The organism is Mitsuokella sp. AF21-1AC (assembly GCF_003458855.1).
Lineage (GTDB): Bacteria > Bacillota > Negativicutes > Selenomonadales > Selenomonadaceae > Mitsuokella.
Genome location: NZ_QRVW01000001.1, coordinates 150,573 through 165,404, shown reverse-complemented (window position 1 = coordinate 165,404; position 14,832 = coordinate 150,573). Strand labels below are relative to the sequence as shown.

The 14,832-nt window shown below is 60.1% G+C and carries 16 protein-coding genes; all 16 read right to left on the bottom strand.

The window, feature by feature from the left end:
• Positions 1-11 precede the first annotated feature (11 nt).
• The gene (locus DWX75_RS00815) at positions 12-1,118 is read right to left on the bottom strand and encodes a cobalt-precorrin 5A hydrolase (RefSeq protein WP_118013959.1); all 1,107 of its coding nucleotides are present in this window, start codon (positions 1,116-1,118) and stop codon (positions 12-14) included.
• Positions 1,115-1,870, bottom strand: a complete 756-nt coding sequence (gene cobM, locus DWX75_RS00810; RefSeq protein ID WP_118013957.1) for a precorrin-4 C(11)-methyltransferase — start codon at positions 1,868-1,870, stop codon at positions 1,115-1,117. Before cobM ends, DWX75_RS00815 begins: the two co-directional genes overlap by 4 nt.
• The gene (gene cbiT, locus DWX75_RS00805) at positions 1,871-2,455 is read right to left on the bottom strand and encodes a precorrin-6Y C5,15-methyltransferase (decarboxylating) subunit CbiT (protein WP_118013955.1); all 585 of its coding nucleotides are present in this window, start codon (positions 2,453-2,455) and stop codon (positions 1,871-1,873) included.
• Positions 2,456-2,493: 38 nt separating this feature from the next.
• Entirely contained in the window at positions 2,494-3,177 is a 684-nt protein-coding gene (gene cbiE / locus DWX75_RS00800) for a precorrin-6y C5,15-methyltransferase (decarboxylating) subunit CbiE (RefSeq protein WP_118013953.1), read from the bottom strand.
• A complete protein-coding gene (gene cbiD / locus DWX75_RS00795; RefSeq protein ID WP_118013951.1) occupies positions 3,159-4,268 on the bottom strand; it encodes a cobalt-precorrin-5B (C(1))-methyltransferase CbiD in 1,110 nt (369 codons plus the stop codon). Before cbiD ends, cbiE begins: the two co-directional genes overlap by 19 nt.
• A 46-nt stretch (positions 4,269-4,314) precedes the next feature.
• A complete protein-coding gene (locus tag DWX75_RS00790; protein WP_118013949.1) occupies positions 4,315-5,301 on the bottom strand; it encodes a lysylphosphatidylglycerol synthase transmembrane domain-containing protein in 987 nt (328 codons plus the stop codon).
• A 29-nt stretch (positions 5,302-5,330) separates the two neighbouring features.
• The gene (folE2, locus tag DWX75_RS00785) at positions 5,331-6,125 is read right to left on the bottom strand and encodes a GTP cyclohydrolase FolE2 (RefSeq protein ID WP_118013947.1); all 795 of its coding nucleotides are present in this window, start codon (positions 6,123-6,125) and stop codon (positions 5,331-5,333) included.
• Positions 6,125-6,808 (bottom strand): 7-cyano-7-deazaguanine synthase QueC, encoded by a 684-nt coding sequence (gene queC / locus DWX75_RS00780; protein WP_118013945.1) that lies wholly within the window; start codon positions 6,806-6,808, stop codon positions 6,125-6,127. The genes folE2 and queC overlap by 1 nt, the downstream gene beginning before the upstream one ends.
• 68 nt (positions 6,809-6,876) lie before the next feature.
• Positions 6,877-7,527, bottom strand: coding sequence for a ribulose-phosphate 3-epimerase (gene rpe, locus DWX75_RS00775; protein WP_118013943.1), 651 nt, complete (start codon positions 7,525-7,527; stop codon positions 6,877-6,879).
• Positions 7,524-8,420 (bottom strand): ribosome small subunit-dependent GTPase A, encoded by an 897-nt coding sequence (rsgA, locus tag DWX75_RS00770; RefSeq protein ID WP_118013941.1) that lies wholly within the window; start codon positions 8,418-8,420, stop codon positions 7,524-7,526. Before rsgA ends, rpe begins: the two co-directional genes overlap by 4 nt.
• Positions 8,421-8,452: 32 nt before the next feature.
• Positions 8,453-10,225, bottom strand: a complete 1,773-nt coding sequence (gene pknB / locus DWX75_RS00765) for a Stk1 family PASTA domain-containing Ser/Thr kinase (RefSeq protein ID WP_118013938.1) — start codon at positions 10,223-10,225, stop codon at positions 8,453-8,455.
• Between the two features lie 33 nt (positions 10,226-10,258).
• Positions 10,259-11,653: a penicillin-binding protein 2 gene (locus DWX75_RS00760; protein WP_118013936.1), complete on the bottom strand. Its 1,395-nt coding sequence runs from the start codon at positions 11,651-11,653 to the stop codon at positions 10,259-10,261.
• Positions 11,646-12,914: an FtsW/RodA/SpoVE family cell cycle protein gene (locus DWX75_RS00755; protein WP_118013934.1), complete on the bottom strand. Its 1,269-nt coding sequence runs from the start codon at positions 12,912-12,914 to the stop codon at positions 11,646-11,648. The genes DWX75_RS00760 and DWX75_RS00755 overlap by 8 nt, the downstream gene beginning before the upstream one ends.
• Positions 12,911-13,615, bottom strand: a complete 705-nt coding sequence (locus tag DWX75_RS00750; protein WP_369974320.1) for a Stp1/IreP family PP2C-type Ser/Thr phosphatase — start codon at positions 13,613-13,615, stop codon at positions 12,911-12,913. Before DWX75_RS00750 ends, DWX75_RS00755 begins: the two co-directional genes overlap by 4 nt.
• A 5-nt stretch (positions 13,616-13,620) precedes the next feature.
• Positions 13,621-14,073, bottom strand: a complete 453-nt coding sequence (locus DWX75_RS00745; RefSeq protein ID WP_233519415.1) for an FHA domain-containing protein — start codon at positions 14,071-14,073, stop codon at positions 13,621-13,623.
• A complete protein-coding gene (locus tag DWX75_RS00740; RefSeq protein WP_118013930.1) occupies positions 14,074-14,799 on the bottom strand; it encodes an FhaA domain-containing protein in 726 nt (241 codons plus the stop codon). It abuts the gene before it with no gap.
• Positions 14,800-14,832: the final 33 nt, after the last annotated feature.

Here is a 14,832-nt window from a genome sequence, read left to right as displayed (position 1 = left end):
GACCCTGCCGCTCAGCTGCCCCAGGCCAGCGCCACCGTCACGCCCGCAAAGCGTGTCTTGAGCAGCGCAAAGTGCACGCGCCCTTTACTGCAGCAGGCGGCTGCCGCTTCGCAGACATTGCCGACGCCGATGGTCTTCTTGACAAAAGGCGACTCCTGCAGGCCGTAAGCGGCAATGGCCTCTGCCAGCTCCTTCTGCGAGAAAAAATGAAGAGGACGTGTCAGTTCAGCGGCAGCTGCCAGCAGGCCGGCTTCGTCCGACTTGACGTCCGTGCTGCCGAGAGCGGCAATGCGCGCCAGCGGCATGCCGATGCGCCGGCAGGCTTCCTGCAGAGCCTCCAGGATGTGTGCGGCGCTCATGCCTCGCTTGCAGCCGACACCTGCCAGAAGAGGCCTCGGCACGAGGCAGAGCACATCATCCGGCACAGCCTGCAGAGGCGGCAGTTCCCGCTCTGGTGCAAGGATGACAGCCGGCCCCTTCTGCACGGCCCGCCCGTCTTGTATCTGCCAGTCGAGGCCGTGTGCAGTCAGCCAGCCCTCATATGTTTCCCTCGCAGGCATCCCCGGGGAAACGTAATACGGAAGAGGCCTCTTCTCGAGCAGGGCCGTATTGACCGTCTGGATATGCGGCTTTGGCCAGGGCCTGAGCCCGAGGCCTGAGGCCCAGGCGTCGGGCGCCATGAGGCCTTCCACATCGGTGGCCGTCGTGATGACGGGATCCGCGCCTAGCGCCCCCGCCAGCAGGTGTGTCAAGCTGTTGGCCCCGCCCACGTGGCCGGAAAGGAGGCTGATGACGTGATGTCCCTGTTCGTCGAGCACCACGACGGCAGGATCCTCGAGCTTGTTCCTGAGCAGCGGCGCAATCATGCGCACGACGATGCCCGTGGCCATGATGAACACCATAGCCTCGACGCGCGGAAATACCTGCTGCACGGCAGGACGCAGACGTGCAAAGCCATGGATCTTATCCGCCGCAGCAGGCAGAGAAGCGGCAGGAGCATCCTGCAGGGCCAGAAAGCGTTCGGGCAGAAAAAGCTCTGCACCTTCCTCCAGACAGGAAAGCACGCGTCCGGCGCACTGCACGCCCTGCTGCGTCAGGGCAAAGACCGCCGTCCTCATTTCGAGGCCTTGCGGAACATATGCGAGAATTCCGGCGCGTAAAGGCGTGACAGCTCGTAATCGGAGCCGAGGCAGCGGCTGACGACAATCATGGCCGTGCGGTCGATGCCTTTGCCCTCGATGGCCTCACAGATGGTGGAAAGCGTGGCGCGCACGATTTTCTGATCCGGCCACGAAGCCTTCTGCACGATGGCAATCGGCGTCGTTTCCTCATAGCCGCCGGCGATGAGTTCCTTGACGACATCCTCGAGCATCGTGATGGAAAGGAAGATGCACATCGTCGCCTGATGCGCAGCCAGACTCCGAAGCTTCTCGCGCTCCGGCACCGGCGTGCGGCCTTCCTGGCGCGTGATGATGACGGTCTGCGAGATGCCGGGCAGCGTGTATTCCTGCTTCAAAGCCGCTGCCGTAGCCAGGAACGAACTGACGCCCGGGACGACATCATAGGCGATGCCGCGCTTCTCGAAGGCATCCATCTGTTCCTGGATGGCTCCGTAGATGGCGGGATCACCCGTATGCAGGCGCACGGTCATCTTGCCCGCCTGCTCGGCTTCTTCCACGGCTGCCACGACCTCCGGCAGCGTCATATGCGCAGAGTTCAGGATCTTGGCATCACTGCGGCAGCAGTCGAGCAGCTGCGGATTGACGAGCGAGCCCGCATAGATGACGACATCGGCTTCCTTTAGATAGCGCTGTCCCTTGACCGTGATGAGTTCCGGGTCGCCGGGACCTGCTCCAACAATATGAACCATTCAGTTCGTTCCTCCTTTTGTGCAAGTGATGATGTAGATGGGATTCATGGCCTTGGCCATGTCGTACGGACCGACGCGCTGCAGGCGGCTGACCTGCACCTGGATGGCATCGTACGTATAGATGTCCTCGTGACGGCGCATGAAGGAAATGGCAGTCATAACCGTCTGCAGCGTGATGCAGTTGAGAACGATGCGTCCTCCCGGCACGAGCTTTTCCGTCACGGCCTCGAGAATGGCATTGAGGTGCTTGCCGCTGCCGCCGATCAGCACGACGTTGGGCGCTGGCAGTTCGTCAAGACCGGCTGGAGCTTCCGCATGCAGCGCCTCGACATTCGCAATGCCGAAGTGTTTCTTGTTCGCCTCGATGAGTGCGACGGCTTCCGCATTGCGCTCGAGGGCATATACCCTGCCTTCAGGCGCCAGATTGGCCGCCTCGATGGAAAGAGAGCCCGTACCGGCTCCGATGTCATAGACGATATCCGCACGGTGGATATGCGCCTTGACGATTGTCAGGATGCGAATCTCCTGCTTTGTCATCGGCACATTGCCGCGAATGAATTGGGCGTCATCGATGCCAAATTCCATAAGATTTCCTCCTCTCAAGCTTCTGGACTCGTGCTCTCCTACGGCTCCGGCGCCACGACGACGAGCACGGAGCTCACGACTTCCGGCAGGGAAGCCGCTTCGCCGAGCGTCGTCGCCGTAACCGCTTCATCCTCATAGGAAAGACGGGCGCAGATGTAAAGTCCTGTATCCGCGGGCCAGCCGGCTGCCAGCAGTATGGCGGGAATCGTATGCGAGGTGTAATGCGCATCCGTCAAGAGTCCGAGGATGCGCCCGGGCCGGTATGCAAGCTGCGCATCCTGCGGCCGCCTGCCGTGGAAGGACAGGAGCGTCGCTTCATGCCAGGGCAGGGCCAGCCGCGCAAAGGCCAGCTGCATCGCGCTGATTCCCGGGATCACCTTCAGGCATGCAGGCGGGAAGCAGCGGCGCAGCGCATCGAGCAGCGAATAATAGCCGGGATCGCCCGATACCATGACCACGACGTCAGAGGCCGCAAGATGGCTTTTGATGAAAGCCATGACGCCTGCAATATCCCGCGTCACTGCCATGGTTTCCTGCCCGCTGCCAGCCGGCCGGGCAAACTGTGCGAGCGCACGGCGGCCGCCCACGAGCACGCGGGCCTCCTCTATGGCAGCCCGGGCCGCGGGAACCATGTAATGAGGATTCCCTGGCCCGATGCCGGCCACGACGATGCGATGCGACGGCAGCACTGCCCGTTCCTGGTTCAGACCTTCTGATTCCATCCGTAATCCCTCCCGATTGCTTCCGCTGTTTCATTCATGCCAAGGAGCTCGCCCTGCATGGTCATCATGGCCACACCGACCTGCATGCGCCCGAACAAGTAGCGCTCAGCACGCTCACCGGCACGCTCCGCCAAGGTGTGGCAAACGCCTGGCAGGAGGCCCGCTTCCCGCAGGACCGCCAGGGCATCTTCTGTCGTATTGCTCGCGAGGACCCTTTGCACATCCTGCGTCTCAAGGCCCGCCGCAGCGCCATACGCCGCCATCGTTTCGAGACGCGCATCGGCGATGCGGTTATGCGTATAAAAAATTCCCGCGGCCACTTTGACGAGCTTGCCGATATGCCCGAGAAGCAGCACGCGGGAAACATGACGGTCGGCAGCTGCTTCAAGCAGGAAGCCAATGAAATTGCTGGTCTCGACGATGGCTTCCCGCGGCAGGCCCCAGGAAAGGGCCAGACGCTCGCCGATCTTGCCCGGCACGAAGACGAGGTCCTGATAGCCCGCTGCCAGCGCCACATCAATCTGCGGCACCAGCGAATTCTTGAAGCCCTCTTCCGACATGGGGCGCAGGACGCCCGTCGTGCCGATGACGGAAATGCCGCCTTCGATGCCGAGCACGGGATTGAGCGTCTTCCTGGCCAGTTCCCGCCCGGCCGGGATCGCGATCGTCACGGAAAGGCCCGCACTCGTGCCGAGGACATCTTCCGCCGCCCGGCGCATGAGTCTGCGCGGCCCCGGATTGATGGAAGGCTCGCCGACGGGTACCGAAAGGCCCGGCTTCGTCACCGTGCCGATGCCCTCTCCCGCCGCAAAGCGCATGGGCTCCTCATCCTCCCGCCGGCAAACCGTCGTGAAGACCGAGACGCCATTCGTGATATCGGGATCATCACCGGACTCCTTGATGACTTCAGCCTGCAGCCCCTGCTGCGTGCGGCAGACCGCGCGCACGGGTATCGTCAGCATCGTGCCGTCAAGCGCCATAAGCGTCACGACCTGCCACGGCCTGCCCTGCGCGTAAAGCAGGGCAGCCTTGACACCAGCCGCCGCGCAGGCCCCGGTGGTATAGCCGCCGCGCAAAACCTTCTCGCCCATCTCTCATCCTCCTTTGAAAAATCATGTTATCTTGCCGATCAGGCAGTCAGCGCAGCTGGCGGTTGAGGAAATCGCGTCCAAAGACCGTCAGCGTGTAGTAGAGCCCGACGAGGAACGGGATGTATTCGGCAATCAAGCGCCAGCAGACGGCCACGATGCCGACGGTGCCCGCCGGGACCGTGTCGCTGAACAGAAGCACAAAACCGCCCTCTGCGACGCCGGAGCCGCCTGGCGTCGGCGTGAAGTACAGCAACATGTTCAGGAAAATCATGCGTCCCATGACGCTGTACCAGTCCGCATCCGTGACGCCAAGTCCCAGCAGCAGGCAGGGCACAATGGCATAAATGCAGAGCAGGTTGAGCCCTGACTCCACGAAGACCAGCAGCATGGATTTCGGCGAAGCCGCAAGTAGGGCGATGGCGCTCTTCGTATCGCGGTAGAAGGCGAAAACCTTGATGCGGCGCTGACGCTTCATGTTCCGCGTCAGCCGGATGACGAGGTAATCGAGATAGCCGCGCCTTGCTCCCACCACCATGATGACGATGACGACGAAGGCTGTAATCGTAATGGCCATCAACGTATCGTTCGAGATGCCGGGCACGATGCCTGAATCATGCATGAAAATGAAGGGCATGCATAAGATCAGGAAGAAAATGGACAGGATGGTCCGCACGATGACCAGGACGGCAGCTTTGCCCGTCGGCACGCCCGCATGGCGCAGGAACATGAGCTGTGCGACGGCGCCGCCCGTAGCCCCCGGGGTCAGGAGCGCCAGGAAGTAATTGCCGAATATGACCTGCACCGCCTGATAGAGCGTGATTTTCTCACCCGAGATCTTCACGAGATGCATCAGGCGGCTGCCATCAAAGAAGAGTCCCAATGAAACCGCAAACAGGGCCAGTGCAATCGACCAGCTCTTGAACCGGTCGAGATTCTTGAGCGTATTGATATCGACCGTCGTGTAAATGACCGTTCCCGAAATCACGAGCACGAGCAGGATCAATATGAAAAAACGCTTGTAAAACTTATTCATGAAAACTCCATTCCTGCCGGCACATCGCCTTACGGCCGGGCGACGTACTCCTCATGAGCCGCAAAGGCATTGTGGTTGTGGATCGACTCATAATTCTCACATGCCAGGGAAAACCAGGCGATGCCAGGCAGCTTGCGCAGGGCAAGCACCGTATCGCGCAGGATATCCTCCACGAATTTCGGATTCTCGTAAGCGGCTTCCGTCACGTATTTTTCATCCTCGCGCTTGAGCAGCGGATAGATGGGTGACGACCCCTGAGCCTCCACGAGCTTTGCCAGATCCTCGATGAAAATGCATTCTTCTCCCGGCTGGAAGCGGACTTCCACGCGGCAGACCGAACGCTGGTTATGCGCCCCGTAAGCGGAGATTTCCTTGCTGCAGGGGCAGAGAGAGGTAAACGGCACATCGACGCCGAGCTCAAAAACCATGGCCTCCCCCCGCCGCTTCGTCCCCTTGAAGCGGCAATCGAGGTCAAGAATGGAACGGCGTCCACTGACTGGCGCATACTTGTCAATGAAGTATTTGAACGCGAGCTCTACTTCTGCCGACTGGGCATCGAGTCGTTCCAACGCCTCCTCCAGCATGGCTTCCATTTCCGGTTCAGCCAGCGGCTTCGTACTCCACGGCATGAGGATTTCGAGGAAACGGCTCATATGCGTGCCCTTGTACTCCATCGGCAGCGACACCGTAAAGCGGATACGCGCCAGCACCTGCTGGAAACCACCATCCTTTGTCTTGATCAGGAACGGCAGATGCGCATCCTTGATGCCGACGCGCTGGATGGCGATGCCGCGGGCATCTGTCTGATTCTGTACGTCGCGCATCAGATATCCCTCGTCTCATACGGGACGGGATCCTCGACGCCCGCTTCCGCAAAGCCGCGCAGGCGCAGCTTGCAGCTGTCACAGACACCGCAGGCCTTCTCGCCGCCCTTGTAGCAGCTGTGCGTAAACTGGAACGGCGCACCAAGTTTCGTGCCCAAAAGGACGATATCCTTCTTCGAAAGATCCTGCAGCGGCGTCTCGATGGTGATGTGCTGTCCCTTGACAGCCGTGGCCGTCGTCGCGTAATCCGCCAGCGCCTGGAACTTCTGGATGAATTCCGGGCGGCAGTCCGGGTAGCCCGAATAATCGACGGAATTGACGCCGATGTAGACATGCGTTGCGCCGAGCACTTCCGCATAGCCCATCGCATACGAAAGGAAAATCAGGTTGCGGGCCGGCACGTACGTCGGCGGCACCGACGTGCGGTTGACATCGCCTTCCGGCACCTCGATGTGCTCATCTGTCAGTGCCGAACCGCCAATGGCCTCCATGTTCGTCTCGATGATCAGATGTTTCTTGACACCGTAAAAGGCGGCTATCTTCTTCGCGCCCTCAAGTTCAATGCTGTGACGCTGGTGATAATTGAAACTGATGGGATATACCTCATATCCCTTGGACTTGGCGACTGCCATGCACGTGCAGCTGTCAAGGCCTCCCGAAAGTAAAACGACTGCTTTTTCCATATCTCTGGATACTCCTTACCCGGCGGGAATTGCCGGACTGAATCTAAAATTGAAACAGGAACATCTCCTCAGGCATCGCCACGAATGGCCGCGATGGACTTGGCCACATCATCAGTGCCATAGATGGCAGAACCGGCTACGAGAACATTGGCACCGGCCTGGCGGACCAGCTTGCTCGTCTCCGCGTTGATGCCGCCATCGACTTCGATGTCGCAGTCAAAGCCCATATCCTGGATTGTGTGACGCAGCATGTGGATCTTGTCAAGCTGCGACTCGATGAATTTCTGGCCGCCGAAGCCCGGATTCACCGTCATGATGAGAACCATGTCGAGATCCTGCAGCAGTTCCTCGATCATCGCGAGACTCGTCCCCGGATTCACGGCGATGCCTGCCTTGCAGCCAGCGGCCTTGATCTGCTGGACGATGCGATGGCTGTGCTTTGCAGCCTCGACATGGAATGTGATGATGTCAGCACCGGCATCAGCAAAGGCCTCAATCTGCGTCTCAGGATGCTCGACCATGAGATGCACATCAAAGACGGCCTCCGACGTCTTGCGCAGGCTCTTGACGACCGGCGAACCGAGCGTGATATTCGGCACGAACGTGCCGTCCATAACATCGATGTGAATGTATTCCGCACCGGCGTCCGTCACGCGCTTGACTTCTTCAGCCAGGCGGGAAAAATCAGCCGACAGGATGGATGGTGCAATCTTAATCATTTATATTCCTTCTTTCTCGCGAGCAATTGACCTTCTTTTATTTCCGACAGGATGTTCAGATATGCCTGATAGCGTTCCTCGTCAATCGCGCCTTTTTCCACGGCTTCCTTGACGGCACAGCCTGGTTCATGGCTGTGGCTGCAGGGCTGGAAGCGGCAGGCGCCAAGGTAAGGACGGAACTCCGGGAAGCAGTCCGGCAGATCCGCCGTATCGAGTTCCATGAGTTCCATTGCGCTGAAACCGGGCGTATCGACAATGTAGCCTCCCTCATACGGCAGCAGTTCCGCCACACGGGTCGTATGACGCCCGCGCTTGATCTTGTCGCTGACCTTGCCGGTCTGCAGCGAGAGCGACGGATCGATAGTATTCATCAGCGAGGATTTTCCCACACCGGAAGGGCCGGCAAAAACGGAAATCTCACCGCGCAGGCGGTCGCGGAGTTCCTCAATGCCCGCTCCCGTATGCGCCGAGACGCGCAGGACAGGATAGCCGATGCGCTCGTAGGCCGAGAGGAATGCTTCCCAGGGACTGTTGAGGAGATCCATCTTATTCACGCAGATCATGATCTTCTCAATGCCGGACCATTCCGCCAGCACGAGGAAACGGTTGAGCAGCAGCGGATGAAGATCCGGCTGAGCTGCCGCAAAGGTCAGCACGACCTGCGTGAGATTGGCCACAGCCGGACGCCGCAGCAGATTGGTGCGCGGCAGCAGCTGCTCGATGACGCCCGTGCCCTCTGGCAGGCGTTCCACGGCCACGCGGTCACCCGGGACAACACCCGTGCTCTTGCGCGTCTTCTTGAATTTGCCGCGCAGCTTGGACGAAATCAATCCTTCTGACGTTGCCACATAGAAAAAACTGTTGTAGGCCTTGATGACACGCCCTTCTAACATACTGCCTCTCTTTCTTTCAGCGGGAGCAGGACTCAGCGCTCCTTGCCGGTTTCTCCCTGACGCACAGGAACCTTGTTCTCTCCCTGACTCGTATTCTTGCCCGGTTCCTTATTATCCTGCTTCTGGACCTGCGTCTTGGCTTCCTGCGCCACGACGAGGCTGATGCTCGTACCTTCCTCTACTTCACCGCTGGCCGGAGACTGGCGGATGACCGTGCCCGGAGCCTGACGGCTGCTCTCGTACGTCACATTGCCGACCTTGAGTCCGCGGCTCTGCAACGCCGATTTGGCTGCAGAGAGACTGCCGCCCGTCACATCGGGGATGCTGACCTTCTTCGTCTGCTTGCCCTTGCTGACCGTAATGTCGACACTCTGGCCGCGGCTAATCTTGGAGCCCGCGCGCGGATCCTGCTTGATGACCGTACCGGCCTCCTCATCGGAGTACTTCTCATAGACCGAGCCCAGCTTCAGCCCCATCTTCTTGAGCTGCGCCTCGGCATCGGACTTCGACATGCCCGTGAGGTCCGGCATCTCCACATCTTCGCCGCCCTTGCTGACGTATATCGTGACCAGGCGTTCTTCCTTGACCTTCGTGCCGCCCTCCGGAGTCTGCGATACGACCTGTCCGGCAGGCACATCGGCGTTATACGTCTCGGCGACATTGACGCGCAGTTTCTTGTCCTCGAGGATCTGGCGGGCCAGCGTCATCTGCTTGCCCGTGACGTCGGGAACCACGACCTCGGCCGTACTCCAGAACTTGCCGTAGCTCATGAAGGCGCCGACGAAGAAGCCGGCCAGCAGCACGAGCAGCAAGCCCACGATAAACTTCTTCGACTTGAAGATGGATTTTTCCTCGTGCGGCTCCTCTTCATAATCATCCTGCTCCCGCATGCGGCGCGGCGGCAGCTCTCTCGTCTCCTGCACGCGCGGCAGGACCTGCGTGGCATCGGGATCGGCCGGCATGCCGACAGACGGTTGCCCGCCCGTCAGTATCATGCGCTCCGCGTGCTGGATTTCCTGCACGAACTCGGCGCTTGTCGGCCGCAGCGCGGGATCCTTGCTCATGGCGCGTGCCACGAGTGCCTCAACGACCGGCGGGATTGAAGGATCCAGCTGGCGTACCGAGACGGGCTCGTCCTGCAGATGCTTGACGGCAATGCTCACCGGCGTCTCACCCGTGAAGGGCAGCTTGCCCGTCAGCATTTCATAGAGCACGACGCCCAAGGAATAGACATCGGATTTCGGCGTGATCATCGTACCCTTGGCCTGCTCCGGTGAAAAATAGTGTACCGACCCCACGACGTTGCCGCTGTACGTCATCGTCGACTCCGTGACGGCGCGCGCGATGCCGAAATCCGCTACCTTCGCATGGCCGTCCGGCATCATCAGGATGTTGTGCGGCTTGATGTCGCAGTGCACGAGGTTGTTGGCATGTGCGTGCGCCAGCGCCTCGCCGATCTCACGCGCAATGCGCAGTGCCTCGCTGACGGGGAGATGGCCTTCCTGGCGGATCTTGTCCTTCAGGGTACGCCCCGGCACGTATTCCATGACGATATAGTGGTCGCCGTCGGCCACGCCGACGTCGTAGATATTGACGATATTGGGATGGGAAAGGCGGGCCGCAGCCTGAGCCTCACGCTGGAATTTCTCGATGAATTCTTTATCCTGCTTGAATTGCTCGTGCAGGATCTTGACGGCCACCGGCCGATTCAGCAACAGGTCTTTCGCTCTGTAAACATCGGCCATCCCGCCTCCGCCGATCAGCTCCTCGAGCTCATAGCGCTGATCTAAGATACGCTGTAACATATCTGTTCCCCCTACTATAGTTAATCATCTGACTCACATCAGACTCTGGATGATCCTGCGGGCAACCGGTGCCGCTTCGGTACCGCCGCCACCGGCATTCTCGACGATGACCGCAAAGACAATCTTGCGGGCAGGCAGCTGCGCCGAACCGATGAACCAGGCATGATCCTTGCCGGCGGCATTTTCCGCCGTCCCCGTCTTGCCGGTCACGCGGACGCCGCTGACCTGTGCGGCCGTTCCCGTCCCCTTGGTCACGACATCTTCCATATAGCTGTCAATCAAGGCTGCCATCTGCGGCGTCGTGGCCTTCAGCCAGGCCGAAGGCTTCGCCTCCTGGACGACAGTCCCGCCCGGCGTCACAACCTCCTGCACGAGATACGGCTTCATGATGATGCCGCCGTGAGCGAACGCATCGGCCAGGAGTGCCATGTGCATCGGTGTGACGAGCAGGGCACTCTGGCCGATGGCCGTCTGCGCCTGATCACCGGCTGACAGCGTGCCGAAAGCCGGGAAATGCGACTTGGTCATGAGAATTTCTTCTCCGATTTCCTTGTCGAAACCGAAGCGATCAAAGGCCGTTTTGAGCTTGCTGTCCCCGAGGCGCATCCCGAGCGTGCCGAACGTCACATTGCAGGATTCCGTCACGGCCTGGCGCAGGTTGAGCCTGCCGTGGACCTCGCCATGACTTTCACGTATCGTATGGCCGCCGCCAACGTCGAGGACGCCCGTGCAGTCAAAGATCTCCGCTTCATTTGTCACGCCATCCGTGAGCGCCGCATCGGCGATCATCGGCTTGATGGTCGAGCCCGGCGGATAAAGGCCCTGGACGGTACGGTTGAGCAGCGGGCTGTCTTCCTGCTGCGAAAGATTCTTCCAGTTCGATTCGATGTCATTCGGGTCGTACGAAGGCGAACTGACCATGGCCAGGACAGCCCCGGTTTCCGCATCGAGGACGACCACGGCTCCGCGCCGGTTCCCGAGGCCTGAAAAAGCCGCCTGCTGAACGTGGGAATCGATGGTCAGCCTGACATCATTGCCGCGGTCTGACTGCAGCAGCTGTGCCAGCGGCCCCAGTCGGCTCATATCACCTGTGAGTCCGAGCAGGGCCTGATTGGCATGGCCTTCGATGCCGGCACTGCCGATCTGCTCGCCATTGTAGCCCGTCACGGCAGCCATGACACTGCCGAAGGGATAGACACGTCTGCCACCGTCCTCCGTTTCGGCAAGAACCTTGCCGTCAGACGAGAGGATCGAGCCGCGCACGATGTCTGAGCGCGCGGCTGCGCTGCGCATGTTGAGCGGGTTGCGAGCAAGATCATCGGCTTCCCAGGTCGACAGGTAGATCACGTAGACCGCCAGGATACCGAACAGGACCATGCAGATGGAAGCTGCGCGCAGGACCTGCCGTTTGATTTTCCAATCAGCCATTCTTCTGCTCCTTTGACAGGGATATCAGCATGCCGAGCAACAGGAAGCCCGACACCATGGAACTGCCGCCATAACTGATGAAGGGCAGCGTGATGCCCGTCAGCGGCAGGAATTTCGTAACACCGGCAATGATGATAAACGCCTGCATCAACAGCAGCGTACTGCAGCCGGCCGCCAGCAGCAAGTCCTTTTCGCGCGGGCAGGCCAGCGCGATGCAAATACCGCGCCAAAAGGCCAGCACATAGCAGGCCATCAGCGCCAGCGAAGCGACGAGCCCCATCTCCTCCGCAATGGCAGCAAAGATGAAATCCGTATGCACCTCCGGGATGAAGCCGGGATGGCCGAAGCCAAAGCCCGTCCCCCAGATGCCGCCGGTACCGAATGAGAAGAGCGACTGCACGATCTGATAGGCCATGCCGCTTGGATCCTGCCAGGGATTCAGCCAGATATCAAAGCGCACGCGCACATGACCGAAGGCAAAATAGCAGATGACAGCGGCGAGGCCCATGAATGTCAGCGCCAGGAACACATACGAGCGGCTGCCCGTCGCCATGTAGGTCATGAGCACCGCAATGCCGAAGAACAGCAGCGCCGAACCCAGGTCGCGCTCCACGACGAACATGAGGACCGCCATGCCCCAGATGAAGATGAGCGGCGCAATGAAGCGCAGCGGCGGCAGGCGCAGGAACAGGATGCGCCTTGCCGGCATGGTCAGCACGCGGCGATGATCCGAAAGATACGCCGCGAGGAACAGCACGATGAGGATCTTGCCAAACTCCGACGGCTGAACGGAAAAGGGGCCCAGCACGAGCCAGTTCCGGCTGCCGCCGATCTCCGTGCCAAAGAGAAGCGGCAGAAAAAGGACGATCACACAGCAGATGCCAAGAATATAGGGATATTCCAGCAGCCGGTGAATGCGTCCCCACAGACGCACGAGCACGAGCATCAGGACCATGGCAATGAGCAGCCAGCGGAGCTGCGGCACGAGCAGCGAAGGCTTCAGCCGCGCAATCTCCACAACGCCGACGCTCGCGAGCGTCATGACGATGGGAAAGAGCCACGTATCAAGCTTGTGGCGCACGAGGATGGCCTGCATCATCAGGGAAAAGACGATGACGGCAGTCAGCCACGGCAGATAGGAGAGGCCGAGGAGCATATCGGGCGTGACATGCCCGATGGCCGGATTGGCCTTGAGGTACAGCACGCCGAGCCCGGCGATGAGGATGCCGGCGGGTGCCAGCAGCAGGCTACCGTTCTTCATGGCGCATACACCACCACGACAGCCGTCACATTGTCGCGTCCACCCGAGGCCAGCGCAGCCTCGATGAGCGCACGCGCCACATCGCCCTCCTGACGCCCGAGGATGGCGCAGATTTCCGGTTCCTGCACCATGTTCATGAGGCCGTCCGTGGCCAGCAGCAGTACGTCGCCGGACTGGACCGTGAAACGGCCGGTATCGACGATGATGTCTGCTTCGACTCCCACGGCACGCGTCAGCACGTTCTTCTGCGGGTGGATGCGGGCTTCCTCCTCGGTGAGCTCGCCCTGTGCCACGAGATCCTCGACGTAAGAATGGTCACGCGTGACCTGATGCAGCACGCCGCCGCGCAGCAGGTAGAGACGGCTGTCGCCGACATGTGCCCAGAGTGCCTGATCACCATCCAGATGCAGGATGGTCGCCGTCGTGCCCATCCCCTTGCAGTCCGGCCGCTCCGCAACGGTCTGCAGGATGGCGTGATTCGCCCTGTGGATGGCTGACGAGAGTTCCTTCTCGCCGATGGCCGCGCAGCCGGCAAGCTCCTGCCGCACGACCTCCACGAGGATGTGACTGGCCACTTCTCCCGCAGCATGGCCGCCCATGCCATCTGCCACCACATAGACGGACGGCTCGAATACGGCCGCACGGTCCTCATTGATGGGGCGCACGCATCCGACATCTGTCGCTTCATAAACTCTATTCAAATTACTCACCTCTCGAACTGAAGCGTGACCAGACCAATGCGTATCTTGTCACCCGGGCGCACATAGGCTTTGCCCTCCAGTACTTTGCCATTCACATAGGTATGATTGACGCTGCCGAGATCCTCGATGACATACTGATTGCCATGGCGATAGATGACGGCATGATGATGCGACACATAGCCTTCGGGAATGATGATATGGTTGTCGGGGCCGCGGCCGATGGCGATCTGCTCGCGAAAGGCAAAACGCTTCCCCTTGAGTTCTTTTTCCGGCGCCTCCTCTACGGACAGGACGGCCTCCGCAGGACTCGTCTCAGGAGGGCGCAGGTCAGCCTTCTGCCTGCGCACCGCCCCCAGGAGTCCCTTCGCCAGTTTGACGGTAAACCACAGCAGCCACAGCAGCATGCCGTATTCCAGTATGACGCGGACACCTTTCAAGAACCAAGCCGTTACAGGCACTTAAATCACCTCATATCGCAGGACCGTAACACCGATCCGTATCGTATCTCCATGCTGCAGACGGCAGGCATCGATGCGCTCCCCCTCCACAAAGGTACCATTCGTACTCCTGGCGTCATGAAGCTCATGGCGATGATGTTCATAGGAAATCCAGGCATGGAGCCGTGATGCCTTTGTATCCGTCAGGATGAACTCATTCTTGTCACGGCGGCCGATGTAGATCTGCTTTTCACCAAGCTCCAGATAGGCGTCGCGGTCCGGCCCCTCCACCACGGTCAGCGAGGCCAGCGGATGAAAGGCCGGCAGCGAGAGCGGCCCGGCTTCATCCAGCCGCGGGCGCTCGAGCACCAGCGTATTGTCCGGTTCCTCCGGTTCGCTTTCCTGTAAGCAGCGCAGCTTATACATGCCGCGCGAAAGCTTCCGGCTCTGCTTCATATGGATGGAGAGCCTGCCCTCCATCGTGCAGTCCTGCAGGATGAGCTGGCGGCCTACGGTCGTATAGAGCGTATCGATGACGCGCTGTGCACAGAGGCGATGGTAATCGTCGGGACAAAGGTAAAAATAAAAGGCATTGTCCACCGGCGAACCGGCTCCACGCGCCTGGCGCGTGACTTCGCGCTCCACGCCATTCATGAGTTCCGCCACTTCGAGATTGCTGCTGAACCGCTTATTGAAAAATCCTTCGATGTGATTGGTCAGATAGGATTCCCATGTACCAAGTCCCATACTAAGGCTCCTTTCCTTGCGTTTCTGTCTGTC

Excerpts from the sequence above, each read along its gene's own strand:
- DWX75_RS00815 (WP_118013959.1), bottom strand. The coding sequence starts at position 1,118 with ATGAGGACGGCGGTCTTTGCCCTGACGCAGCAGGGCGTGCAGTGCGCC.
- cobM (WP_118013957.1), bottom strand. The coding sequence starts at position 1,870 with ATGGTTCATATTGTTGGAGCAGGTCCCGGCGACCCGGAACTCATCACG.
- cbiT (WP_118013955.1), bottom strand. The coding sequence starts at position 2,455 with ATGGAATTTGGCATCGATGACGCCCAATTCATTCGCGGCAATGTGCCG.
- cbiE (WP_118013953.1), bottom strand. The coding sequence starts at position 3,177 with ATGGAATCAGAAGGTCTGAACCAGGAACGGGCAGTGCTGCCGTCGCAT.
- cbiD (WP_118013951.1), bottom strand. The coding sequence starts at position 4,268 with ATGGGCGAGAAGGTTTTGCGCGGCGGCTATACCACCGGGGCCTGCGCG.
- DWX75_RS00790 (WP_118013949.1), bottom strand. The coding sequence starts at position 5,301 with ATGAATAAGTTTTACAAGCGTTTTTTCATATTGATCCTGCTCGTGCTC.
- folE2 (WP_118013947.1), bottom strand. The coding sequence starts at position 6,125 with ATGCGCGACGTACAGAATCAGACAGATGCCCGCGGCATCGCCATCCAG.
- queC (WP_118013945.1), bottom strand. The coding sequence starts at position 6,808 with ATGGAAAAAGCAGTCGTTTTACTTTCGGGAGGCCTTGACAGCTGCACG.
- rpe (WP_118013943.1), bottom strand. The coding sequence starts at position 7,527 with ATGATTAAGATTGCACCATCCATCCTGTCGGCTGATTTTTCCCGCCTG.
- rsgA (WP_118013941.1), bottom strand. The coding sequence starts at position 8,420 with ATGTTAGAAGGGCGTGTCATCAAGGCCTACAACAGTTTTTTCTATGTG.
- pknB (WP_118013938.1), bottom strand. The coding sequence starts at position 10,225 with ATGTTACAGCGTATCTTAGATCAGCGCTATGAGCTCGAGGAGCTGATC.
- DWX75_RS00760 (WP_118013936.1), bottom strand. The coding sequence starts at position 11,653 with ATGGCTGATTGGAAAATCAAACGGCAGGTCCTGCGCGCAGCTTCCATC.
- DWX75_RS00755 (WP_118013934.1), bottom strand. The coding sequence starts at position 12,914 with ATGAAGAACGGTAGCCTGCTGCTGGCACCCGCCGGCATCCTCATCGCC.
- DWX75_RS00740 (WP_118013930.1), bottom strand. The coding sequence starts at position 14,799 with ATGGGACTTGGTACATGGGAATCCTATCTGACCAATCACATCGAAGGA.